This is a genomic window from Geoanaerobacter pelophilus (assembly GCF_018476885.1).
GTDB lineage: Bacteria > Desulfobacterota > Desulfuromonadia > Geobacterales > DSM-12255 > Geoanaerobacter > Geoanaerobacter pelophilus.
This window is the reverse complement of sequence record NZ_JAHCVJ010000005.1, coordinates 324385-347868: the sequence shown is the minus strand read 5'-3', so window position 1 is coordinate 347868 and position 23484 is coordinate 324385. Positions and strand designations below refer to the sequence as shown.

The following is a 23484-nucleotide window of genomic DNA, read 5'->3' as shown; positions in this document are numbered from 1 at the left end:
TATCCAATAATAATGGACCCTGGGCCAATGTCAAAACTTGTACTGCGCGGTCAGGTAAAAGTTACGGCCGTTTTCCGGAACCTTGTACCCTACCCCGCCGACAAACGGGTCGCGGGCGTAGGAGAGATGGTTGAAGTAATACTGGTCGAACAGGTTATTGACCCCGGCGTAGACCGTGAATCCCATGCTGGCATAACCGGCCTTAAGATCAGTGGTGGCCCAGCCGGCGGTTTCCTGCTCATTGAGCCCGGGGTCGGTCCGGTCCTGCCTGCGGGCCATGTTTTCCAGCAGTTCAATGAATGCAGTGCCGTTGTCGTAACGAAGCGAGATTGCCCCTTTCAATGGCGGGATCTCGGCAAGCGGGCGGTTGTCGGTCTCGTTTTCGGCCTCAACATAGGACAAAGAGCCACGCAGGAAGAGATCGAGCGGCAATGCCACCTGGCTGCCGAGTTCGGCCCCCCACATGGAGGCATCGATATTCTGGTAACTCTTGAGAGTGGGCGAGGCTTGGTAGAAGTTCACATAATCGGTCAGATCGCTGTAAAACAGGGAGGTATTGACATAAAAACGGTTCGTTGCGTATTTAATGCCGATATCGGCCTGGTGATTCACGGTCGGCTTCAGACCTTGATTGCCGCGCCACACCGGGGTGCCCGGCAGATCAAGGTAGAGTTCCTGGGGATCGGGGGTGCGGACCCCTCGGCCCAGGCCGGTAAAAAGCTCGACTCCCTTGACCGGCTCATAGGTGAGCTGCAGGTTGGCGCTGACTTCGCTGAAGTCGGTACTGGTCCCGGCAGCCACCATGGTATTCCCCTTGCCGGCCTCAGCCCAGGTCAGGTCACCGCGCACGCCACCTTTTAGTTGCCACTGATTGCCGATGGGCAGCTCATATTCGGCAAACATGCCAAGGTTGTCGATAGAGACATCCGGGATCAGGGCATGATCGCGGTAGGCAAAATACATTGCCCGCTGATTCAGCGCATCCCAATTCCTGTTGTAATAGTCTAGGCCGCTGTTGAGCGTACCGGGACCAGCGGCAAGCGAGGTCGTGAATTTAACGCCATACACCTGGGTTTCGGCATCGGTCTTCATCGAATAACTGCGGGTGACAGCCATGGACGGCGTGGAACTGAAGCGGAACCGGTCGTCCATGACATGGGCAATCTTGTCCCAATATGCCTGAAGCTTGAGATCCTGCACCAGCGGGGAAATCTTCCGCAGCCGATAGCTCCAGTTCAGGCGGTGCGTCCGGTCGTAGTCCGCATCCATCTTCAGATAGGGGTAAAGGACATGATCGGCATCCTGATAGCTGTAGCTGATTTCACTGCGGGAGTTGCCAGTCGGATTAAGGCCGAATTTCAGCCAGCCGCTATTGATTTCGTATGCCGTGGCATCGATTTCCCCAGGCTTGTAGCGGTTTGCGCTGCTTGCCGGATAGATATCGGTTATCAGCTTGTGATTGCCGGCTTTCGGCACCCCGGACTGCTTAAAAGCGTATCCCAGCAGCCCGTCATACCGCTCTGAACCATACGAGCCGGTAGCCGAGGCGTTCACGTTGTTCCAGGAACCGTAGGTGAGGCTCAGGTCCGAGCCAAACCCTTGCCCCGGCCTCCTGGTCTGGGCATCGATCATGCCGCCCAGCCCTCCCGGATTTTTCAGGTCATAGGGGCCCTTGACAATCCTGACCTGTTCGATCTCGGCAAAATCAAAATGAAAGGACGGCGGATCCATGCGTGATGGGCAAGCGCCATGGAGACGAACGCCGTCGACAAAGACATTGATATTGTCTTTCTGAAACCCTCTGATTACCACGTCATTGGCGATTGCCCCCTTCCTGACGCTGTTGATCCCTTCAACCTGCTTGAGCGCTTCGCCCATATCTCTGGCCGGACTTTCTCTGACTTCGCGGATGGTGAGGCTCTCCTCCTGTGGCGGTTCTTTGCTGCCGCGCACCGTGATTTCATCAAGCAACTGTTGTTCGGCGCCAAATGCCTCGACTGAAAACATGGCAGCAAGCACTAAGCACCATTTTGCTGTAGTAGTTACCTTCATATAGCCACTCCTTTGCATTAATTAAGTAAATGTTCATCTAGGTTGTCAATGCCGCAATCCGGCTGGGCGCTGCGGCAAATTTCCGAGTGCTCAGGGGTCTGCAGCTGCTCCGGTATTCTCTCGACAACGCATCTGCAACCACTTCCATAAGCTCAGCAAGTTCAACACGTGTCTCATGGATGATTTTCCCGGCATCTTCCGGCAAAAACGGCCCGCGGTACAACAGTCCTGCTTCCCGGAACAAGCGCACTGCTCTTTTGTCATCACCTTGAGCCATAGCCGCAAACCCATTGCAGGCCGCATCCCGGAACAGCCGGGCATCAACAGTGACAATCCCGGGATCCAACCAGACGCCGCAGTTGGAAACAACTACCAGATTACAACCGACCACCTCCCGGAACATCTCAGCAAGCAGTCGCAGTTCATGGTTCAAATCCTGCCGAACCTCGGCATCGGGCGCGCCATTGCCAATAACCCGACAGAGCCGGTCCCAATGAAGATACTCGTCCATGGGACAAAGAAGGGCAGAGAAGATAGCTCTCCCTTTCTCTGACGGCCATTTCAGCTCTAGTCTCCGGGAACCTTGAGACATGCAGAATCCCCCGAGGGACCTAACTAATATATTTTCAGCTGTGGTTTTCATAACAATCCTCCCGCCGATCATCCAGCAATCAGCGCCAAGTGCCTTACCACCAGTACCAGTCACCATGCACCCTGCGAACAGCAAAAGAGAAATGCCACCAGGCATGAGGCAAAACTCCGCCAGGAAAGTAAAGTCTGGAAAATGATGGCGTACCGATGACGCACGCATGCGGATGCATTGCGACCGTTACTCCAGTCAGCATAGAATACCTGCAGATTTTAAACGGGCATAACGACTTTCGGCGGGGGCTCGGGTGGTTCGACATCTCGGGAATTGAATCGAGAGGAAGGGGGTGTGGCGGGCAGTTCCTCATGGGGAGAAACCGGCAACCCGGAGAAGGTAAAGGGGATGAGATCAAGCTTGTCGTTACCGGCAAAGGTGATCAGCCTATCGCGCCCGCAAGGGCTACCGCATTTATAGACAGTCTGCCGTTTCTTGTCAGTCAGTTCCGCTTCCTCTCCAGGCGGATTACCAGCACTGTCGCCACCAGCGGCACAGCACGAGAATTGTGGTGGCGCAGGAGCTTGGCGAGCCGCATCGCAACAGTCGGAGGCAGCAGGTTTAGCCTTGACTGCCACGTTAGGGCAACAGGTGTGGGAGCCATTGGTCGCCGGCAGGACCAGCAGCTGCTTTTGCCGGCAACAACAGGTTCCGGCAGCCCTGCTTGCGGGAGAACAGCCGTCAATGTCGCAGTCGCCGGAACACTCTCCGGTGACAACATGAACGATATGGGATGATTTCATGGCGAGCGGCGCAAGCGGGGTAAGGGCAATCCCGAAATACAGCCCTGCCAGAGCAAGCGCTATCATCCACCGATAAGTTGTCACCCTGAAAAATCCCGGCATCGTCTGGATATCCTTGTAAACAGTTTTGACATTAAGACACTATACCTGTCCATTTTGTCGACAGTGCTGTGAAAACGCCAAGAAATTACATAGAAATAATGATCTGCTTTAAATACATATCAAGTAACATGCCATAGCATAGGTTGTGCAAATCAGAACAACCAGGTATCGGGCAATTGGTTCAACCTTTAAGTGCTTGCCGTTGACAACCCGGCGCAAATCCTCTAAGTTACCGATGAAATAAGACCTTGGAGCAGCCATGAATATTTTATTAAAGTCCGGCATAACATTGTGGGTAGTGATCGCCATTTCCGGTTGTTCTTCAACCCAGACGGTCGTAAAAAGCGCTGCAGAGTACTTTAAGGAGGGGGAACAGGCTTACACTGAGAAGAATTACGAGGAGGCGATAACACTCTGGAAAAGAGTCAAAGAAAGCTACCTCTCCCCGGAACTGACGACAAAAGCAGAGCTGAATATTGCCGATGCAATGTACAACAACAGCAACTATATAGAAGCCGCAGCAGAGTACGAGAACTTCAGAAAGCTCCATCCAAACCATGAGAAAGCGCCCTATGCCCTATTCCGGCTGGGCATGTGCAACTTTCAGCAGATAACTGGAATAGACACGGACCAGACGCCGGTCTCTAATAGCGTTCAGCTGTTTACCACGTTCCTGGATACCTATCCGACATCGGAATTGGCGCCAGAGGTACGGAAAAAGCTCGATGCCGTGCAAGCAATGCAGCTTGAACACGAAATATATGTTGGCAGGTTTTACCTGCGCACCGAAAAGTACGGAGCAGCCATCAAGCGGCTGGAGGCAGCGCTGGCGAAATTCCCCAAATCCTCTGCTACTGCGGAAGCACTGCTCTACCTCGGCAAATCATATATGCTTTCGGGCGACAAGGTAAAAAGTCGGGAAATTTTCAACCGCCTGGCTGCTGACTATCCCTCAAGCCCGTTTGTGGACGACGCCAAAAAATTCATGGAAAAGAACTACTGATTATTGCCGAAACAATGTGAGGTAGGATCCGGGCAGGGCTCATCGATCAAGCAAGCGCCGGTCATTCAGGGAAGCTGCTTTCTTGCGGGATGACTTGGTTAGTTTGTCCTGGTACATGCGCTCATCTGCAAGCTTTAAGGCGTCTTCCAGCTCTTCGGTATCATGAGCCGTGGCAGCCCCCAGAGAAAGACTGAGACCGATCCCCACAAATGAGCACCTGGCCTGCTCAAGAACGTCACGAATACGGGTCATCGCTTTTTCCGCCACATGCTGCTCAGCTCCGGGCAGGATTACCACAAACTCGTCGCCACCGATTCTCGCCACGATATCCTCGGAACGGAATACCGACAACAGCACGCTGGCAGTCTGTTTGAGCACCTTGTCGCCGGCAGCATGGCCAAGGGTATCGTTCACCTCTTTAAGGCCATCAACGTCCACCATGATCACACTGACCGGGCACAACCGTTGTTCCTTCAGCCGCCTGATCTCTTCTTCAAAGAAAGCCCTGTTATAAAAGCCGGTCAGTGTGTCGTGCGTACTCATATAGCGGAGCCGCTCCTCGGCTTTTTTCCGCTCGGTAATATCCTCGCAGGCCGTAATAACGGCTACCGGCGCGCCGGACGCATCTAAGACCACACTGGAAATCAAGTACACGGGAAACTCCGTACCGTCTTTACGGATATTTACCGTTTCGCGCCTCAGGCAGGCATAATCCTTGACATCACCTCGTCGCCACTCTTTCCTGCACTCCGGGGTGGAAAAAATCCTGACATTACACCCCAACAGTTCGTCAACGGAATAACCGTGCATATCTGCTTCAGCCTGGTTGGTAAATATAATTTTGCCGGCCATATCAGCAATGGTAACCCCGACAGGAATAGTTTCGATGGCATGCTTGAGGGTTCTCAGTTCCTTCTCGGTCATAATGCGCTGACGCCGCATTTCGGACTCGGCAAGCTCCCTATGGATTGCCGGGGCAAGACGGGCAAGGTTCCCTTTCAGGATATAGTCATGAGCACCGGCCTTCATTGCCTCCACGGCGGTGTCTTCGCCGACTTTACCGGAAACGATAATGAATGGAATATCTTCTCCGCGGGACTTGACCAGCTCCAGCGCCTCCAAGCCACTGAAACCAGGCATAATATAATCGGAAACAATGACATCCCACCCCCCTCTTTCAAGGGCACCGAACATATCGCTTGAGGAATCAACTCTCTCCCATTCAGCCTCTATTCCGTTCTTCCGCAAATGCCAGAGAAGGAGCTCAGCATCTTCCGGAGAATCTTCCACCAGCAGCATTTTTATCACTCGATCAGGCACTTAAAATCCTCAATGCGGGCATTGACAAGTTTTTATATTATATCGGGATATTTGAATTTGCCTTAAATCTAAATAAAGCAAAAAAGCCTGCACTATCAAGCAGTGCAGGCTTTTTATTTTATCACAGAAACTGCTGAACGCTACTTCCCTCCAGCCATCGCATCTTCAAGCAGCTTCACGCCGTCTTTGGCGGCCTTGATGGAACCGGTCAGCGTCTCACGTGCCAGCTCCGGATTGTGGAATCCGTCGGAATTCTCAGCAGTCCAGAACTCCCAGAGCACATGGGCCTCTTCGTGCTTTTCGCGGGCCTTGGCAAGGGTTTCTTCCGCTACTCCCGACCGCTTGGCAACGGCATAGGCGTCGATAAGCTTGCCGATCCAGTATTCGGCCTTGCGCATCTTCCCTTTTGTATAGTTCTGGATAGTCTCTATCTGGTAGAGCTTTGCCTCGACCGTGTACTTTGGATGACAGCCCAGACAGGCTTCCTTGATGTGGTTTTTGGGCCTGATCACCCCATGACTGGAGAACTGCTTACCGTTCTTCCCCTTCAGCTTCGGCATGTGGCACTGATGACACTGGACGCCGGCCCTGTCATGAACGCTTCCGGCAAAGGTTTCGGCCTCAGGGTGTTGCATTTTGATCAGACGTGCCCCGGTAACGGCATGTTTGAAATCATAAAAATCCAGTTTTTTGTAATGAGCCAGCAGCTCCTTGGCGTTTTTCAGCGGCATGTGGTTGGTGCGCTGGTCGTCGTAACCCACTTTCTTACCATCCGACCATTGCGACCCGGTATTGCAGTTGTATTCGACGTGGCACTGGGCGCACATCATCCGCGAATCAGTCTTGGCCATCACGCCAATTTTACGGAACCCCCGGAAATCAACCTCTTTCAGATCAGTCTTGCCACCTTTGGCAAAGATATTACCGGACCGGTCCCGGGCAACTGCCTGAATCAGGGCGTCACGCACTACGCGCGGCTGCGTGCCGTGCGGATCGTGGCAATGGATGCAGCCAACCGGATTGTTTGTATCCTTGGCAACGTCATTGACATTGGATGTCCGGTCCCACTTGGCTTTCGGGTCCTTGTCCCCGAGGAATTTCCATTTCAGAATGTGGTCGGAGGTCTTGCACTGGATACAGGTAGGGTTTCCCGCCATTGCCGATTCTGGCAATTTGGTATTCTCCCCCTTATCCACCAGGACGTCCCAGGTCTTGCCGGGCTTGTCATAACCTTTCCACCCGTCTTTAAGTTGGTAGCGCCCCCCCTGGAAGCGGTCGACGATGAACTGGTCGGTCACCATGAAAGCATGGCCGCGCGGCTCGTTGTGCTCAAAAGTAAACCCGTGACCAGCTAAAAGTTTGTCCTGCTTGGGCGAACGACCGGTCGGAACCCCCTTTTCCTTGCGAGCAGCGGATTCGTAATTCATCTTGAAGAAACTGTCATACTGCTCCTTGTGGCACTTGCCGCATAAGGCCGCATCAATCTTGGTGACTGGCTTGACGTCTCCCATACTATCCATATGCTTCGCCAAGTTATCATGACAGGTTTCGCAGGCAAGCTTGGCATGCTTGGAGCTTTCCTTCATGGTTTTGATCTCATCGTGACATTGATAGCAGGCCTCTCTCCCCTTAGTCTCCTTCGCCGGCTTGGTCTTTGCGGCGGTCAGCTTTGACGGAACTCCCAGGCACAGTGTGGCGCCAAGGACAACAACTGCGGCAGTGACAGCTTTCTTGAGCATATTTACCCTCTCCTTTCATGGCTTGACTTCACTACAATAGAAAGACAGCAATGCACTACATAAACTATTAGCACACGCCAATTATCCTGCAATAACAAAACTAATGGGTAAAGTGTAACTGACGAGAGAGTAACCGGCATTGACGCAGGTCAAAAAAGAAGCGATCTAGCGTGCCTTTGGGTGGGCCTTGTCATAGACCTCCATCAGGCGGTCGATATTGACATGGGTGTATTTCTGAGTGGTCGAGAGTGACGAGTGGCCCAGGAGTTCCTGAATGGCCCGGAGGTCAACCCCTGACTCCAGGAGATGCGTGGCAAAGGTGTGGCGCAGGCTGTGGGGAGAAACCTTTTTCATAGTGGCCAGATTGAGGATATAGCGGTCAACGATCCGGGCAACGCTCCTGCGGGTCAGTCTGCTGCCACGGAAATTGAGAAATAGCGCCCGGTCAAGCTGTTCCGGCGGCAGCGCTTGCAGATATGCAGCTATTGCTTTGACAGCATGACTGCCGAGCGGGACGATCCGTTCCTTTCCCCCCTTGCCAAGGACCTTCACCAACCCGGCATCGAGATCAAGTGCCGCAATATTGAGACCGGTCAGTTCAGAGACTCGCACCCCTGACGAATAAAGGAGTTCAAGAATGGCCCGGTCGCGAAGAACCAGGGGTTCGGTTCCAGTGGGGGCTTCGACCAGCGCCGTAACGTCATCGATCGACAGGTGATAGGGGACCGTTTTCTCTTTCTTCGGGGTGCTGACCAGCTCGGCAGGGTTTTGTTCCATCCGCCCCTGCCTGACCAGATAGCGATACCATGACCGAATAGCTGCCAGCTTGCGACCGATACTGCTGCGGGCATGACCTTTCGCAAGTTTCGCTAGAAAACGTCTTATCAAGAGATGGCCGACCGCTTCCGGTAAAGCAGACTCTCCGAGTTCCTCCCGCACGAAACCTGCAAACTGCTCAAGATCTGACCGGTACGCTGCCAGGGTATGAGGAGACACATTCTTCTCAGTCTCCAGGTAACGGCAGAACTGTTCAATGCAGGCGTTCACGGCCTCACTCCTTACCCTTGCGCAGGTCAACAAACTGCATCAACTCATTGGCCCGGATCATGGTCAATCCTTCCCCGATTATTTCAAGGAACTCGACGCCAAAACCGTCCGGATAGTTTTGTTTCAGCCGGTCAATGCCATGATTTACCCAGATTACCTTGCCTCGGGCAACAGTCATGGCAGGCGACGTGTCAAGCAGTCGAAACGACAAGACAACGGTTTCACCAACGCTAGGCAACCAGGAAGAGGCAACATACATCCCCATGTAGCCAAGGTCAAAAGAGTGCCCGGTAATGAGCCGGCCTTCGATCTGCAAAGCCACTTCAGTCTGGAACAATACCCGCTTCCGTCTCCGGTTAATGGCATTTAGAAAACGGTGCGCCTTTTCAAGAAACAACCGCCCGTCAATCGGCTTGACGATGAAATCGTCACAGCCGGCCTTCCAGCTCTGTTCCACATCATCGGCATTGGAAGCATTGGTGACAATCATGACCGCAGTACCTGCCAGATCCGGATCGCTTTTAATCAACCGGCAACAATCGATGCCGTCCATCCGCGGCATGTTGATGTCCATGACAACCAGCGCCGGGCGCTCCCGTCGCACAATATCCAAAGCATCTTCGCCATCGGTTGCGGTGAGAATCTCAATCAATGATTGCTCAAGCAGCCGCTTCTCAATTTCCAGAAAGAGCCGCACATCGTCAACAAGAAGAATTTTGGGAATCGGCATCCGTAACCCCTAGGACACATTAAGTCACACAAAGTTTTAACAGATATCGACCGCCTTTGCCAACAGCAACAGCCAAATTACTTTGACTGTTCAGCTTTTTTCGCAATATATTGAATTCATGGAAACATGCACGGTAAGTAATATCAGAGTCGAAAACTATCACAACACCGTTGTTCGCGCCGGGCTGGAAGCGCTGCTTGCCCCGCTGGGAGGGATGTCACGCTTTGTCTTACCCGGCGAGAGAGTGCTCATCAAACCGAACATGCTCTCGGCCAAGCATCCGGACAAGGCAGTGACCACTCATCCTACGGTGGTGAAAGAGGTCATTCTGCTGGTACGTGAAGCCGGAGGCATTCCTTTTGTCGGCGATTCCCCCGGTGTGGGGGGTGTGCACCGGGTGGCAGAAAAGTCAGGAATCCTGGACGTTCTGCGAGAAACCGGCACCGAGCTGGTCGAATTCTCAGAATCCCGTGAGATGAATGGCTCCGGCATGTTCAAGCGGATACCCCTGGCGACACCTTATCTCGATGCTGACAGGGTTATCAACCTCCCGAAACTGAAGACCCACGAGATGATGACCATCACCTGCGGGGTCAAGAACCTGTTCGGTGCCGTGGTCGGCACTGCCAAGGCTGCCTGGCACCTCAAGGCCGGAGCTGACCGAGAACTGTTCGCGCGGTTGCTCGTGGAAATCTACGAGGTACGCCATCCGGACTTGACCATTGTTGACGCCATAACCGCCATGGAAGGTGACGGTCCCGGCAGCGGCGATCCTCGTTTTGTCGGGTGCCTGCTGGCAGGAGCCAATGCGCTGGCCGTTGACAAGGTTGCCGCCGACATTATCGGCATCCCCGACAAAATGAGATATGTGGAAAGAGCCGCAGAAAGGCTGGGGCTTCCCGGTGTTGCCGCAGGCTCGATAAGAGTGCTGGGCGACCAGCCGGCAGAACTGAGGGTTCCCGATTTTCGCCTACCTCATATTTCCGATGTTCAGTTCGGATTGCCCGGCTTTCTGAAGCATCGACTCAAGAGCCAGTTGACTTCGCGACCGGTAGCGATTGCAGGTAAATGTGTACTTTGTGGGATCTGCCGCGATGCCTGCCCCCCGGGGGCAATCACCATAAGCAATGGCCAACTCAGCATCGATTATCGTAGCTGCATCAGGTGTTTCTGCTGTCGGGAACTCTGTCCGCATGCCGCTTTGGCTGTTCGTGAAGGCCTGCTCTTGAAACTGGCAAAAAGGGTTTTGTAACTTGCAATAAATTTTTACGGGTTGATTGACATTCCATAAATCAGGATTATCATATAATTAACCTCAGGAAGTAATCTGAGGGGTAGTAAATTCACAGCGAAAGGAGACCTACTGAAAAATGTGGACTACAATCTATATGCTTCGCCCGGTAACCCGCTGTAAAGAAGGTTGCCCTAGTTAGCCCGCCGGTCAAGCGCGGCGGGCGATCCCAAAAGAGGCCCCCTGTTAACAATGGACAGGGGGCTTTTCTATTAGAAAGCGACAATCTTTTCGCTTCATTTTCAACATGTTATTCTCAGCTCAGCCCAAAAACTTCTCGTATCATGTCAACCGTTGTACTACAATTCCGTTAGCGTAAATATTCCCTTTTGAGGCATTAATTAATGAAGAAGGCGATCATCTGTTTAGTTGTTCTGGCAATCCTTGCCGCTGGCGGCTGGTATCTGGCAAGTACGAGAAAACCTGCGGTCTCCTATAAAACGGCAAAGATTGAGCGGGGTACGATTGTGTCCACCGTGGCGGCAACCGGCAATCTCAGTGCCGTCACCACGGTCCAGGTCGGCACCCAGGTATCAGGCACCATCCAGAAGCTCTACGTCGACTACAACTCCAGGGTCAAGAAAGGCCAGACCATAGCTGAAATCGACCCGTCGCTATTCAATGCCTCAGTTGAACAGGCCAGAGGCAACGCACTGAATGCCGAGGCGAACCTGCTAAAAGCGAAGGTAACCCTTGCCGATGCCGAGCGGACTTTGAACCGCAATAAAAAACTGCTGAGCGACGGTATTATTTCCCAGAGCGATTACGACGTAGCAGAGACGGCCACCCAGTCAGCCAAAGCATCACTCAAGGCAGCCGAAGGTAGCGTTGCCCAGACCAAGGGGGCTTTGCAGCTAGCCAGGACTAATCTTCGTTATTCGGTGATCCGCTCACCTGTGGATGGTGTGGTCATCTCCCGAGCCGTTGATGTGGGCCAGACCGTGGCTGCCTCTTTCCAGACTCCGACTCTGTTCACCATTGCTCAGGACCTCACCAAGATGCAGATTGAGACCAGTGTCGACGAGGCTGACATCAGCCGGGTCTTGGTGGGACAAAAAGCGAGTTTCACGGTTGACGCCTATCCCGAGCAGACATTCGGCGGCAAAGTTGTCCAGGTCCGGAGTGCTCCGGTCGTAACTCAGAATGTAGTCACCTACATTGTCGTGGTAAATGTTGACAACAAGGATTTGAAGCTCAAGCCGGGGATGACCGCCAATGTTTCTATTGAGGTCGGAAGAAAGGACAATGTCCTGAAACTCCCTCCTGCAGCACTCCGTTTCAAACCCAAGGCAAAGCTCGATGAAGCCAAGGATAAAAAGCCGGGTTCTTCCCTGCAGCCCGGCGGCAAGCCAGGCCGCAAAGAGAAGGGGCAGCAGGTTTACACCCTGAAAGAGAATAAACCGGTAGCGGTTACAATCAAGACTGGCATCGGCAACAACAGCAGCATCGAACTGCTGGAAGGGCCGCTCAAAGAGGGTGATGAAGTCATTGTCGAGCAACAGGGCGGCGACACCAAGAAAAAATCAGGCAATGCAATGGGCGGCTCGCCAATGGGACCGAGACCGCATTGATGGGTGAAGGGGAGCGCCAGGTGAATACAGTTATCTCGCTATCCGAGATTCGCCGGGTATTTGTTATGGGCGACCAGCAGTTTGAAGCGCTGAAAGGGGTATCGTTCGACGTTGCCGAAGGGGAATTCGTAGCGATCATGGGGGCGTCCGGCAGCGGAAAATCTACCTGCATGAATATCCTCGGCTGCCTCGACCTCCCCACCTCCGGTAGCTATCTCCTGGACAACCTTCATGTGGGTGAGATGTCAGCCGATCAATTGGCCGCCATCCGCAACCGTAAACTGGGCTTCGTCTTTCAGGGGTTCAACCTGCTGGCCCGCACCCCGGCAGTTGAAAACGTAGAGCTACCCTTGATCTATTCCGGGATCTCCGCTAAAGATCGCCGGGTTAAGGCACTGGCGGCCCTTGAGCAAGTGGGGCTTGCTGGCAAAGAGAACAACCACCCGTCGCAATTATCCGGCGGCCAGCAACAGCGGGTGGCCATTGCCAGGGCCCTGGTCAACAACCCGGCAGTGATCCTAGCCGACGAACCGACAGGCAATCTGGACAGCACTACCAGCGAAGAGATCATGGCGCTCTTCACAGACCTCAACCGCAAGGGGATAACCATTATCATGGTCACCCACGAACATGATGTAGCAGCCTACGCAGGGCGACAAATCACCTTCCGTGACGGTCAAATCATTGGGGACACAAGAAGCTGATGAACTTATTACAAACCCTGAAAATAGCCCTAAGAGCCCTGCGCACCAACAAGATGCGCTCCTTTCTGACCATGCTCGGCATCATCATCGGCATTGCCGCAGTGATCGCGATGATGGCGGTCGGCTCCGGCGCAAGCTACGTCATCTCTCAGCAGATTGCCAGCATCGGCTCAAATATAATCCTGGTCATTCCGGGTTCAACAACCAGTGGCGGGCTACGTGCCGGTTTCGGCTCTTCGCAGACGCTCACCAGCGACGACATGAAAGCGATCATGACCGAGTGTCCGTCCGTCGAGTCGGCGGCTCCCAACGTCCGCACCTCGGGGTCGGTTGTTTACGGCAATATGAACTGGTCCACCATTATCATGGGCACCACACCGGAATACTTCGACATTCGCGAATGGGGGATAGTCAGCGGCAGGTCCATGGTCCAGCAGGATGTGGACGGCGGCTCCAAGACCTGCCTGCTTGGCCAGACGGTCGCGGAGAACCTTTTCGGCGGTGATGACCCGGTGGGGAAGATCATTCGAATCAAAAAAGTCCCGTTCACAGTTATCGGCGTATTGGATCGCAAGGGGCAGTCACCTCAGGGACAGGACCAGGATGACACTATCTTCGTTCCGTTCAGAACGGCACAGCGAAACCTCATCCGTTCCCAGCAGCAGAACAGTGTCGGCGCCATAATGGTCAAGGGTAAAAGCGAGGAGTTGCTCGGTAAGGCAGAAGAAGAGATAAAGGCGTTGCTGGATCAGCGCCACCGAATCACCAACGGTAAGGAGCCGGACTATTCGACCCGGAACCTGTCAGAGATCCTGGCAGTGGCGGAGCAGTCGTCAAAAGCGATGTCGTTGTTGCTGGGAGCAGTTGCCTCCATTTCGCTGATTGTCGGGGGGATCGGTATTATGAACATCATGCTGGTTTCGGTCACTGAGCGAACCCGTGAGATCGGCATCAGGATGGCCATTGGGGCCCGTCGCAACGACATCCTGATGCAGTTCATGACCGAGGCAGTTCTGCTGACCATGATCGGTGGGATAATAGGGATTTGCATGGGCGCTGGAGGAGCAATGGTGGTATCGAAAATGCTCGAATGGCCGACCCTGATTTCGATACAGTCAGTCAGCATCGCCTTCATTTTCTCTGCGGCAGTCGGCATCTTCTTCGGCTTTTACCCGGCCCGCAAGGCTGCGCAGCTGAACCCGATCGATGCCCTCAGGTACGAGTGATCATAGCGGCAGGGTGAACCAGAAGGTGGCACCCTGGTCGGGTGCAGCTTCAGCCCAGATCCTGCCACCGTGCCGTTGGATGATATTATGGGTTATGGCAAGGCCGACGCCGGTCCCTTCGAACTCGTCCTGCCGGTGAAGACGGCTGAATACGCCAAACAACTTTGATGCGGCTGCCATATCAAACCCTGCCCCGTTATCCTTGACAAAAAACAGCAGCTCTTTCCCCTGTGCTGAACAGCCAAGTTCTATCCTTGGGTTCTGCTTGTTTCGCGAGTATTTCAAGGCGTTACCTATCAGGTTTACCAGCACCTGTTTCATAAGCACCCTGTCAGCGGTACACTTTGGCAGTGAACCGAGCACCACCTCCACACCTTTCTGATCAATCTCAGCCTGGAAATCAGTCATAGCCTCTTCAGCAAGACTCATCATGTTAATCGGCAGCAGGTTTAGCGATTGCCGCGTTACCCGAGAGAATTCGAGGATGGCGTTAATCAGCTCATCCATTTTCGAACAGGACCTGACGATGCGCTGCAGGTATTCTCTCCCGGTCTCGTCAAGCTTGTCGGCATATTCTTCGGTCACGATAGCAGAAAAGCTGCTCACATGGCGTAACGGTGCTCTCAGGTCATGGGAAATGGAGTAGGCGAACGATTCCAGATAGTGATTGGCGTCTTCCAGGGCTGTAGTTCTCTGTACCAGATCCTCATTCACCCGGCTCAGCTCCTCCATTGCCTCTTCAAGACGCTCTGTCCGCTCGTTTACCCGCTGTTCGAGATGCTGGTTCAGGTCCCTCAGAGTCTCTTCAGTGGCCATTAACTCTTCAGTCTGTTCGTTTAACAGCGTTTCACGAGCCCTTACAGCAGCCACCATCTTCTGCAGCGTCTCGGAAAGCAGAGTTATTTCCCGCGACCGTGACGAAATCGGCTCAATAAGGGCATACTCTTCATTGATCACATGGCGGGCATTATCGGACAATTGCTTGAAGGGCCTGCTCAGCATCAAGCTTGCGACAGAGCTGACGAAAAGCGCCATCAGCAGGACCGACAGCATCCCGATCAGAAATATTTTTTCTAGTGCGGCTTTAGGAGCCATGGCAACGTCGAGATCCTGAGCCACCACCAGAACCCAGTTGAAACCTTCGATGCTTACTGCAGACCCACGGTACGACTTGCCATGGAAGACATAATTACCGGAAGAGGTCTTGCCGGCGAGACTATCTCTAATTATCGGCAGGTTGCTGATATTCTCCTGCCTCTGCACGACAGCAGGATCAGGATGGGCAATTATCCTGCCACGGCCGTCCACGATAAAAGCATCGTAGGCCCTGCCGGTACTGGCGCTGTTGATGATTTTCCCGAGCTTAGCGAGGCTGAGTGTTGCCAGGACCGTCCCGTCGCCAAGCGGCGCACAAAAAGAGATGGTCGGCTCCCCGCTGGATACCGAAAGAGTCGATTGCCACAGGAACCGCTTCTCGACCACGGCTTGCCGGCAGATCTCCAATGACGAAAAATCCATACCTAGGAAATCGGCCTTGTCGACTGTGGCCTCCTTATCAAATCCGACCTCCCTGACCGTCCCGTGCCGGTCAAGCAGATAAACCGATTCAAAATAACTGTAGGAATTAGCCAAATCATCCAGAAGCGTGGCGATTCCAGCTTCCGAATGACTCTGACGAGCAAGGTGTCGGGCCAGGAAATTAAACGTTGCCGAGGGTTCCTGCAGGTAGGTGGTAATCTGGGTAGCGACCGAACGAGCCAGGGTAACACTGCTTTCGTCGATCCTCTGGATGATCTGGTGCCGAATGACAACCAATGAAATAAGGCCGATAAAGACTATCGGCAAGATGGCCGTAATCAATGAGTTGAGGAGGAATAATCGTTTAATGCCTATTAACATTGGTTTACTTGATAACCTCTTCATGTCCCTTGAGATACCGGGTCACAAACAGGTTCCGGCTGGGATCGCCATACCGGTCGAGTTTCACCTCACCCTGCAAGCCGGTGAACGATTCGATCCCCTTGATTGTGTCGCGCAACCGGGCGCTGTCCGGATTTTTCCGCAGTGCGGTAAAAATCAGCTGCATGGCGTCGTACGCAAGCGTTGCTGCAAAGGTCGGCTCGTAATGGAACCGGTTCTTGAAATCGGCGCTGAATTGCCGGTAGGCAGCAGTCTCGGATCGGCTGTTGACCGGCAGGGTGAAGATGATGTTGTCAATCGACTTTCCGGCCTGCTCGAGCAGATCGCGCTGGGCAATGCCGCATGCCCCGGAAAGGATGGTGATCTCGGGATTCACTTTGCGGATCTGTTGGGCAATATTGAGTGAATCGATGGTATTGGCCAAGACCATGACCGCCCCGGCGCTCTTCAGATCCAACTGGGCGACGAGTCGGCTGAATGAAGGTGAGGACTGAGAGTCAAAACGGATCTCGCTGGCCACAATCCCGCCCTGACGGACAAATTCGTCCTTAAAGGTATTGAACATTTCGACCGTGTAAGTCTTGTTCTGGATGTCATAGATTGCTGCCACCCTTTTGATCTTCAGCTTACGGCAAGTTTCGGCCTGGTGTTTGGCAAAAAGGGTGTTAGGCTCCATGACCCTGAAGAAAAAATCGTCCCTGCCACTCAGTTCGTTGGAACTGGCGGTAGGGCTTATCATAACGACCTTGGCATTGTTGATAACCGGCAAACTGGCCTTGGTCATGGAACTGGCCAAAGGACCCACGATGGCAACCACCTTGCTTCCGATCAGTTCTTGGGCAACCCGTGCTGCAGTATCAGGGTTCTGCGCATCATCTTTGTCAATCAGCTCGATTTTACGGCCGTTAATACCACCGGAAGTGTTTACGCTCTCTACGGCAAGGATCGCGGCATCCCTGGCGGCAACCCCCAGATCACTATTTTTACCGGTGATACTGCCGATATAGCCGATTCTGACCGGCTCTTTCGGAGAGCAGGCGATCAGTAACAACGACAGTCCTGTTAGAAGGAAACTGAGCTTGTACATGGGAGTACGACCTGGCATTCGTCATTTCAGTGTAATTAATAGCCATTAAAGCCTACAGTAAAATGACGCCACGTCAACTGAACCAAGCGGTATTCAAAGGAGGATTAAAGCGATGGAGAACTGATTTCTATGGCGCGTCTGATCCTGGAGACAATTCTTACCGCATTCACCGGCTTGGCGATAAAATCGAAAAAACCAGAGGAAAGCGCCTTCTGCTCTTCTTCGGGAGAGGCCTTGGAGGTAAGCAGTATTACCGGTATTTTGGCTGTTTCGGTTTGGGCGGCAAGTGCCCGCTTCAAGGCAAAACCATCCATCCTCGGCATTACAGAGTCACAGAGGATTACAGTAGGCTTCGAGCTGATGGCTAACTTGAGCCCTTCCAAGCCGTCCGAAGCCTGCAACACCTCAAAACCCTCACGTTCCAAGACAGCCTTTACCACATTGGCAACCACCGAAGAATCCTCGACAACCAGGATACGTAATTGCGAAGCCGGAGTCTCGGCGCCATGCAGATAATACTCCTGTATCGCGGCCCGGATCTCCTTTCCGGTGGAGAGTACGGCAATAACCTTGAGACCGGTTTTCCGTGAGAGGTTATCGACAACATCAATACAATATGGATCCGACACCGCCAGCGCCAGAACCCCGTCTTTCACCCGCAGAGGGAACACGGTATTTTCAACGGCAATCTCAGGCGGGACCAGGGTAAAAAGCTCCGGGGCAAACTGATGACCCCGAATCTTCTTCACCATTTGCATGGAGAGCTGTCGGGACAAGGCATCTGCAACTTCCTCCTCGGTCACTACCCCCATCTCCTCCAATACGGTCCCTAGTTTTTTACCGGTACCCTTCTGACGCTCCAGAGCACGCTCCAGAGTAAGTGATGAAATTATCCCCACTTCAACCAGTATTGTCCCCATCGGTTTATTCACTTATTCCCCCTGCATTTGAAGCGGTTCCGAGTCAAATAAACCGGCGCTCGTGACACCATAGGAAGCAAAAGCACCCGAATAGTCGGGTACAGCATATTTTATTTGAAACAGCCAGCAATGCCGCACGAGTTGAGACTTTGCCCCTTATCTTTAGATAATACGACATCGGAGGGGTAATTCAACAAATGAATTGTTGTAGATTTGTCTCCTTTTGTATCTAAACAATAATTTTCGACATAGCGTGCCTGGCTATTTCAGGGGCAATGTCCGGTTAAGCGGAAAATTAGAGAAACCAGCTGATCGGCGCAGCCAACCGTTCCAGCATCCGGACCAACCAGCCTCTCCTTTCGTGCTCATCCAGCAGCACCCGTCGTGAAAACCCAAGATCCCGGTCAAGCATATCCGCCACCTGAACACCGAACGAATGGCTGTCAACGATGAGATTCACTTCGTAATTCCGATGAAAACTTCTGTGATCAAGATTAGCAGAACCGATGATCGACCAGCGGGAGTCAATAAGCATCACCTTGGCATGAAGAACTGTTTCTTCCCTCTCATAGATCTCGATGCCGCCTTTCAGAAGCGTCGCATAGGAACTGCGGCTCACCAGACCGACTAACGGGACATCGTTGATTGCCGGCAGGATCAGCCGTACTCTGACGTCCCTGGCCGCGGCCCTGAGCAAAGACCTGATTACCCTTGGGCCCGGTATGAAATAGGGGTTGGCAACGGTGATACATTTCCTTGCCCTGCCGATTGCCAGCCGGAAAGCGTTATGGATGTGCGAACGGTTATGGTGCGGCCCTCCGCTGACAATGTGAACTGTAGCATCCCCTTTATTCCCTGTAGCGCTTTTTGTATTGCTTGTCTTGCACCCAGGGCTCCCTGAGATCACACCTGATTCCGCTTGCCAGGTCTCGCAGAAAAGGCGTTGCAGTTCAACCGCTGCGGCACCTGACACGGAGAGCCCGACATCACGCCAGCGCTTCCGGTCTTCACCGAAACCGGCATACTCTGAACCGATATTCATTCCTCCGGCGAATGCCCTGATACCGTCAATGATGACAATTTTCCGGTGATCACGCTTATCGAACCAGGCAATGCCACGTTTGAACGGCGGAGGATTGAATGGCAGACAAACGACCCCGGCCTGCTCGAGGCCGCGAAAATAAGAGGCAGGGGTGTCGAAACAGCCGATGTAATCGTAGAGCAGAGAAACCCTGACCCCGCGCATTGCGACATCAGCGAGGATCGATGCCAGTTCCCGCCCGGTGGCATCATCTCTTATAAGGTAAAATTCCAGATTAATGAACTGCTGGGCGTCACGAAGGGAAGAAAACAAGGAAGAAAAGAACTCCTCACCATTCTGGAGAAGTTCTACCATATTGCCATGAGTGGCAGTCGCTTCGGTGCTCCTGAGGAAACGACCGAAGAAGCGCCTGGCGCGTGAGGATTTCCGTTTCTTTGTGAAGCGGAAATGGGACATTATAAGCCACCGATCTCTATTTAGACCCTGCAATAGGCATAGGGCGCGGAGTTGCTCTCGCGCCCAAGCGATGAGAGTCACTCACATCTTAAACCGAAACTACTTCTTTTACACCAGGTACCTTATCTTTCAAGGTTCTTTCAATTCCCATCTTCAAAGTCATGGTAGACATGGGACAGCTGCCGCAAGCACCCTTAAGGCGGACTTTGACAACACCGTCCTCAGTAACCTCAACCAACTCCACATCACCACCGTCAGCCTGTAGCGCGGGGCGTACCAGATCAAGCGCACTTTTAACTTCTTCAAGCATCGTACCGTCTCCTTTGTATTCGTTATTGTTCCGACTTTACTTGCTTTCTTTCGTTGCCCCCGGTACTCCTGGGCTGGTGAGGGGCATCGGCTCCAGAATCTCGGCCAGCCTCGCCTCAGAAAGAATTCCCTTCGCCAAAGCCACTTCCGCAATACTGCGCCCTGACGCAACTGATTCTTTTGCTACTTCCGCTGCTGCCATATAGCCGATATACGGGGCAAGAACCGTTGCCAACCCCAGCGAATCCTCAAGATAATGGCGACACTTGTCAGCATGGGCAGTTATCCCAGTTATACAGCTTTCAGTGAGCTTATTTATTGCGTTGGCAAGGATCTCCATGGCAAAGAGCAGATTAAAGGCAATTACCGGCATCATGACATTGAGCTCAAGTTGTCCTGCCTGGGCAGCAAGAGTCACTGTTGAATCAGCGCCGATCACCTGAAAGGCCACCATATCGGTCATTTCCGCCATTACCGGATTCACCTTTCCCGGCATTATCGAAGAGCCGGGCTGTACCGGTGGCAGGGTTATCTCGTCAAGGCCGGTGCGGGGACCGGATGCCAGAAGCCGCAAATCGTTTGCTATTCGGGCAAGGGTCACGGCCAACCCCTTGAGACTGGAGCTAAGCGATACGAAGGGATCCATGTTCTGCATCCGTTCGACAAGGTCCTTGCCCCGAGACAGCTTAAACCCTGTTTCAGCAGCAAGCCCGGCGACAATATGATCGATATAGGCAGCCTCGGCGTTCATGCCGGTCCCGACCGCCGTACCGCCAATACCAAGCTCCTGCAGATCCGGCATCGCCCTGCGGATACCGGCAAGGTTGCCATCAACAGCCTTTGCCCAAGCCGCAAACTCCTGCCCAAGGCGTATAGGGACGGCGTCCTGTAAATGGGTTCGCCCTGACTTGAGGATGGTGTCGAACTCCAGGCCTTTTTGGCGCAAGGCTGCTGCAAGATTTTCCAGGCATGGACCTAGGCGCTCAACCTGTTTGAGACATGCCAGGCGCATCGCAGTAGGAAAGACGTCGTTCGTTGATTGCGCCATATTGACATGGTCGTTGGGGTGAACCAGATCATAGCTGCCGCGCGCCCCGCCCAGAAGCTCCGCGGCACGGTTGGCCAGCACCTCGTTGGCGTTCATGTTATGAGAAGTCCCGGCGCCGGCCTGGAAAGGGTCAACAACAAACTGGTCTGACAGCTCGCCGGCAAGCAGTTCATCCGCAGCCCGGATAATTGCCCGTCCTATGTTTTCATCCAGGCGGCCGGTTGCCATATTGGCGCGAGCTGCACATTTTTTGATTAAAACAGTGGCCCATACCAGCGATGGATGAGGTCTCAACCCTGAAATCGGGAAGTTTGCCACCGCACGGGCTGTTTGCGCCCCATAATATGCATGTTCCGGAACTTCAACCGTTCCCAGAGAGTCTTTTTCGATACGATAGGTCATGTCAGCCCTTGGCAATCGCCTTGTGTTTTTCCGTGATCATCTCAAGCACTCTTGCTCTTCATGCAGTAAGGTCCCGTAAGCTTTTGCAGCAGGATCAAAGGTTTTCTGCTCAGCCCTCTGAGGTTTACGTCTCAGCGCGCAAGATGGCATCTGTTCGGCTCGCTCATGAAGGCCCATCACAAAACATATGTTTTTAGCGACAGAAGGTCTTCCCGGCAAGAGACCAGATGCACCGTAGCTCCCAAGCTTTCCGGCAACCGGAGATCGATGTCAAAACGATCTCCCACAAAAAGACACTCGGAAGGGACTCTCCCTATCTCGGACATGATTGCTTCGATCGTAGCCTTGTTCGGTTTCGGACACCAGTCATCTTCAATGGTAAACACTCTCTGGAACAGGTGACTGACTCCAATTGCTTCCATGATCCGTGCAGAAAGCGAGACATTATTGTTCGTATAGATATAAAGCGGGAAAACTGCGGCCAAGGATGTCAGCAGGGAAATTATCGCCTCGTCTCTGCCAAGATGGGCTTCCGGAACGATCTCCGCAGCAAACACTCGGTGCAGTTCGCGCAGATCCCCGCCAAGTGTTTGGCAGGCCACGCTGAGAGAGGCCTCCAGACCATGAGCGTTGCTCAACCGCTTCCGCGTATCCCTTATAAGCTCCCAGGCCGAATCCTGGTCTATCCCTTTGATAGTAGAGATATACAAAGCGGCAACTCTGCCGATCTCCCGCCCCAGAGAGTCTGCGAAGTAGAGGGTGCCGTCAAGATCAAAAATACCGGCTCTGATCATCACAGACTAACCGACTCAGTATTTTTGAAGATACTAGTCACAGCAAACCGCTCCAATCTCTCATACAACGCAGCTGAGGGTTATCCACCCCCTTAGACTGAACAAGAACCTGAAAGGTATCGCCCATGCCTCCTTCAGGAAGCATGAGCTTCTTCAGAGCGAGCCGATGACGGATTTTCTCTTCATCGCCGACGGCACGGGCCTCAAGCTCTATCAGCTCCTGGATTATCCCACCCCCCATAAGGAAACGGTACTGTTCTCCGAACCAGACCGTGGCAACACCTGCGGCCTCACCAGCCTGCATAAGGGTGGTGAAATCCACATGCGTGGTGATATCCTGCAGTCCAGGGTTAAGATATGGGTTTTCCTCGAGAGTGTGACGATAGTAACAAAGCAGAGTCCCGTTCATCCTGCCGGGCCGATATAAGACCTTGGCCGGAAAACCGTAATCAATGGTGAGAATAAACCCCTTCTTAAGGCATGATGCCGCAGCTGTGATCCAAGCAGGGGCGGCAAGATTGACTTCGGCGCGCTGACCCGCCACCAGCGTCGCACCGACCCTCTCAAGACAAGCGGCTATTGCCGGGTTTGACAGCTCGTCAACCTGCTCGCCGAGTTCGCCAGCGACTGTTACCACATAAACTTCCTTGAGCCCCCCGCCAGTCTGCTCGACCAGATGCACAGGAAACGAGTCGATCAGCTCATTGGACAGGATACAGCCTATTACCGAAATATTGCCGGAAAGGAGGTCGTCGGGCGTACTCCAGGCCAGCTTCCCCTCATGCCCAGCAAGTTTTGCCGCCTGAGCGTCTCGCAATGACGGTTCTTTTTCGATAAAGCGATAGGTAACTTTCGGATAAAACTCCGGTGCCACCTCAGCCAGGGTGTCCATTATGTCGAGTGCCAGCTGACCGCCACCGGCACCGGCCTCAACCAGGTCAAAGGCGTCCGGCATGCCAAGGCATTGCCACATCTGCGCAAGCTCCTTGGCAATAACCCGGCCAAAGGCCTGATGAACATTGCTGCTGGTATAGAAGTCTCCCTCAGCCCCAACCTTCCGCCCTGGTGAGGTATAATACCCTAAGCCAGGCTCGTAAAGACATGCAGCCATGTATTCGGCAAAGGTTATCCTGCCCTTTGCGGCAATCCGCTCCTTGATGAGCTTTTCCAGTTCATTTTCAGTATGTTCTGTCATAGTATGGTCCAAGCGATATTTTATAGACCATGACCCCTCTTTTGTCAATTAAGGAGCAGCCTTGGCCAGCATTGAACATCGAGTCATGGTGACAGATCGGGTTTTGCGTGATAGCATTAACACCAGACTTGAATCTCAAT

General features: G+C 53.2%; 20 protein-coding genes. 5 read left to right on the top strand and 15 right to left on the bottom strand.

Annotated elements, in window-relative coordinates; translation table 11 throughout:
* Positions 1-30 precede the first annotated feature (30 nt).
* The 3 genes from KI809_RS13860 to KI809_RS13850 all read right to left on the bottom strand — a co-directional run bounded on the left by KI809_RS13860 (position 31) and on the right by KI809_RS13850 (position 3540).
* On the bottom strand, positions 31-2052 hold the full coding sequence (locus KI809_RS13860) for a TonB-dependent receptor (RefSeq protein WP_214172160.1): 2022 nt from the start codon (positions 2050-2052) through the stop codon (positions 31-33).
* Between the two features lie 37 nt (positions 2053-2089).
* Complete coding sequence (locus tag KI809_RS13855) at positions 2090-2644, bottom strand: BTAD domain-containing putative transcriptional regulator (protein ID WP_214172159.1); 555 nt, start codon at positions 2642-2644, stop codon at positions 2090-2092.
* A gap of 269 nt (positions 2645-2913) precedes the next feature.
* Positions 2914-3540: a hypothetical protein gene (locus KI809_RS13850; RefSeq protein WP_214172158.1), complete on the bottom strand. Its 627-nt coding sequence runs from the start codon at positions 3538-3540 to the stop codon at positions 2914-2916.
* A gap of 259 nt (positions 3541-3799) precedes the next feature.
* On the opposite strand from KI809_RS13850, the gene KI809_RS13845 reads away from it, so the two are divergent.
* Positions 3800-4543: an outer membrane protein assembly factor BamD gene (locus tag KI809_RS13845; protein WP_214172157.1), complete on the top strand. Its 744-nt coding sequence runs from the start codon at positions 3800-3802 to the stop codon at positions 4541-4543.
* 39 nt (positions 4544-4582) lie between these two features.
* Here the strand turns inward: KI809_RS13845 and KI809_RS13840 are convergent, their stop codons facing one another.
* The 4 genes from KI809_RS13840 to KI809_RS13825 form a co-directional block, all read right to left on the bottom strand.
* Entirely contained in the window at positions 4583-5863 is a 1281-nt protein-coding gene (locus KI809_RS13840; protein ID WP_214172156.1) for a sensor domain-containing diguanylate cyclase, read from the bottom strand.
* 140 nt (positions 5864-6003) lie between these two features.
* Positions 6004-7602 carry an ammonia-forming cytochrome c nitrite reductase subunit c552 gene (locus KI809_RS13835; RefSeq protein ID WP_214172155.1) on the bottom strand — a complete coding sequence of 533 codons (1599 nt, stop codon included), beginning with the start codon at positions 7600-7602 and terminating at the stop codon, positions 6004-6006.
* Between the two features lie 165 nt (positions 7603-7767).
* On the bottom strand, positions 7768-8649 hold the full coding sequence (gene xerC / locus KI809_RS13830; RefSeq protein WP_214172154.1) for a tyrosine recombinase XerC: 882 nt from the start codon (positions 8647-8649) through the stop codon (positions 7768-7770).
* A 4-nt stretch (positions 8650-8653) separates the two neighbouring features.
* Entirely contained in the window at positions 8654-9379 is a 726-nt protein-coding gene (locus tag KI809_RS13825) for a response regulator (protein ID WP_214172153.1), read from the bottom strand.
* 118 nt (positions 9380-9497) lie between these two features.
* On the opposite strand from KI809_RS13825, the gene KI809_RS13820 reads away from it, so the two are divergent.
* From KI809_RS13820 to KI809_RS13805, 4 genes are all read left to right on the top strand, one after another.
* Positions 9498-10631 (top strand): DUF362 domain-containing protein, encoded by a 1134-nt coding sequence (locus KI809_RS13820; RefSeq protein ID WP_214172152.1) that lies wholly within the window; start codon positions 9498-9500, stop codon positions 10629-10631.
* Between the two features lie 383 nt (positions 10632-11014).
* Positions 11015-12241, top strand: coding sequence for an efflux RND transporter periplasmic adaptor subunit (locus KI809_RS13815; RefSeq protein ID WP_214172151.1), 1227 nt, complete (start codon positions 11015-11017; stop codon positions 12239-12241).
* A 20-nt stretch (positions 12242-12261) separates the two neighbouring features.
* Entirely contained in the window at positions 12262-12945 is a 684-nt protein-coding gene (locus KI809_RS13810; RefSeq protein ID WP_214172150.1) for an ABC transporter ATP-binding protein, read from the top strand.
* On the top strand, positions 12942-14171 hold the full coding sequence (locus tag KI809_RS13805) for an ABC transporter permease (protein ID WP_281416915.1): 1230 nt from the start codon (positions 12942-12944) through the stop codon (positions 14169-14171). Before KI809_RS13810 ends, KI809_RS13805 begins: the two co-directional genes overlap by 4 nt.
* Here the strand turns inward: KI809_RS13805 and KI809_RS13800 are convergent, their stop codons facing one another.
* The 8 genes from KI809_RS13800 to KI809_RS13765 all read right to left on the bottom strand — a co-directional run bounded on the left by KI809_RS13800 (position 14172) and on the right by KI809_RS13765 (position 23344).
* Positions 14172-16070, bottom strand: coding sequence for a sensor histidine kinase (locus tag KI809_RS13800; protein ID WP_214172148.1), 1899 nt, complete (start codon positions 16068-16070; stop codon positions 14172-14174).
* A gap of 4 nt (positions 16071-16074) precedes the next feature.
* Complete coding sequence (locus KI809_RS13795) at positions 16075-17178, bottom strand: ABC transporter substrate-binding protein (protein ID WP_214172147.1); 1104 nt, start codon at positions 17176-17178, stop codon at positions 16075-16077.
* 104 nt (positions 17179-17282) lie between these two features.
* Entirely contained in the window at positions 17283-18110 is an 828-nt protein-coding gene (locus KI809_RS13790) for a response regulator (protein WP_214172146.1), read from the bottom strand.
* A 283-nt stretch (positions 18111-18393) separates the two neighbouring features.
* A complete protein-coding gene (locus tag KI809_RS13785; protein ID WP_214172145.1) occupies positions 18394-19596 on the bottom strand; it encodes a phospholipase D-like domain-containing protein in 1203 nt (400 codons plus the stop codon).
* Between the two features lie 88 nt (positions 19597-19684).
* On the bottom strand, positions 19685-19906 hold the full coding sequence (locus KI809_RS13780) for a NifU family protein (protein ID WP_214172144.1): 222 nt from the start codon (positions 19904-19906) through the stop codon (positions 19685-19687).
* A gap of 36 nt (positions 19907-19942) precedes the next feature.
* Positions 19943-21355 (bottom strand): aspartate ammonia-lyase, encoded by a 1413-nt coding sequence (locus tag KI809_RS13775; RefSeq protein ID WP_214172143.1) that lies wholly within the window; start codon positions 21353-21355, stop codon positions 19943-19945.
* A 176-nt stretch (positions 21356-21531) separates the two neighbouring features.
* Entirely contained in the window at positions 21532-22149 is a 618-nt protein-coding gene (locus KI809_RS13770; RefSeq protein ID WP_214172142.1) for an HAD family hydrolase, read from the bottom strand.
* Positions 22150-22186: 37 nt separating this feature from the next.
* Positions 22187-23344: a class I SAM-dependent methyltransferase gene (locus tag KI809_RS13765; RefSeq protein WP_214172141.1), complete on the bottom strand. Its 1158-nt coding sequence runs from the start codon at positions 23342-23344 to the stop codon at positions 22187-22189.
* Positions 23345-23484 lie beyond the last annotated feature (140 nt).

What these genes read in the sequence shown, in the direction of transcription:
- KI809_RS13855 (WP_214172159.1), bottom strand. Translation starts at nt 2,644, where the DNA reads ATGTCTCAAGGTTCCCGGAGACTAGAGCTGAAATGGCCGTCAGAGAAA.
- KI809_RS13860 (WP_214172160.1), bottom strand. Translation starts at nt 2,052, where the DNA reads ATGAAGGTAACTACTACAGCAAAATGGTGCTTAGTGCTTGCTGCCATG.
- KI809_RS13770 (WP_214172142.1), bottom strand. Translation starts at nt 22,149, where the DNA reads ATGATCAGAGCCGGTATTTTTGATCTTGACGGCACCCTCTACTTCGCA.
- KI809_RS13820 (WP_214172152.1), top strand. Translation starts at nt 9,498, where the DNA reads ATGGAAACATGCACGGTAAGTAATATCAGAGTCGAAAACTATCACAAC.
- KI809_RS13800 (WP_214172148.1), bottom strand. Translation starts at nt 16,070, where the DNA reads ATGTTAATAGGCATTAAACGATTATTCCTCCTCAACTCATTGATTACG.
- KI809_RS13775 (WP_214172143.1), bottom strand. Translation starts at nt 21,355, where the DNA reads ATGACCTATCGTATCGAAAAAGACTCTCTGGGAACGGTTGAAGTTCCG.
- KI809_RS13785 (WP_214172145.1), bottom strand. Translation starts at nt 19,596, where the DNA reads ATGTCCCATTTCCGCTTCACAAAGAAACGGAAATCCTCACGCGCCAGG.
- KI809_RS13765 (WP_214172141.1), bottom strand. Translation starts at nt 23,344, where the DNA reads ATGACAGAACATACTGAAAATGAACTGGAAAAGCTCATCAAGGAGCGG.
- KI809_RS13845 (WP_214172157.1), top strand. Translation starts at nt 3,800, where the DNA reads ATGAATATTTTATTAAAGTCCGGCATAACATTGTGGGTAGTGATCGCC.
- KI809_RS13825 (WP_214172153.1), bottom strand. Translation starts at nt 9,379, where the DNA reads ATGCCGATTCCCAAAATTCTTCTTGTTGACGATGTGCGGCTCTTTCTG.
- KI809_RS13795 (WP_214172147.1), bottom strand. Translation starts at nt 17,178, where the DNA reads ATGTACAAGCTCAGTTTCCTTCTAACAGGACTGTCGTTGTTACTGATC.
- KI809_RS13835 (WP_214172155.1), bottom strand. Translation starts at nt 7,602, where the DNA reads ATGCTCAAGAAAGCTGTCACTGCCGCAGTTGTTGTCCTTGGCGCCACA.
- KI809_RS13850 (WP_214172158.1), bottom strand. Translation starts at nt 3,540, where the DNA reads ATGCCGGGATTTTTCAGGGTGACAACTTATCGGTGGATGATAGCGCTT.
- KI809_RS13815 (WP_214172151.1), top strand. Translation starts at nt 11,015, where the DNA reads ATGAAGAAGGCGATCATCTGTTTAGTTGTTCTGGCAATCCTTGCCGCT.
- KI809_RS13780 (WP_214172144.1), bottom strand. Translation starts at nt 19,906, where the DNA reads ATGCTTGAAGAAGTTAAAAGTGCGCTTGATCTGGTACGCCCCGCGCTA.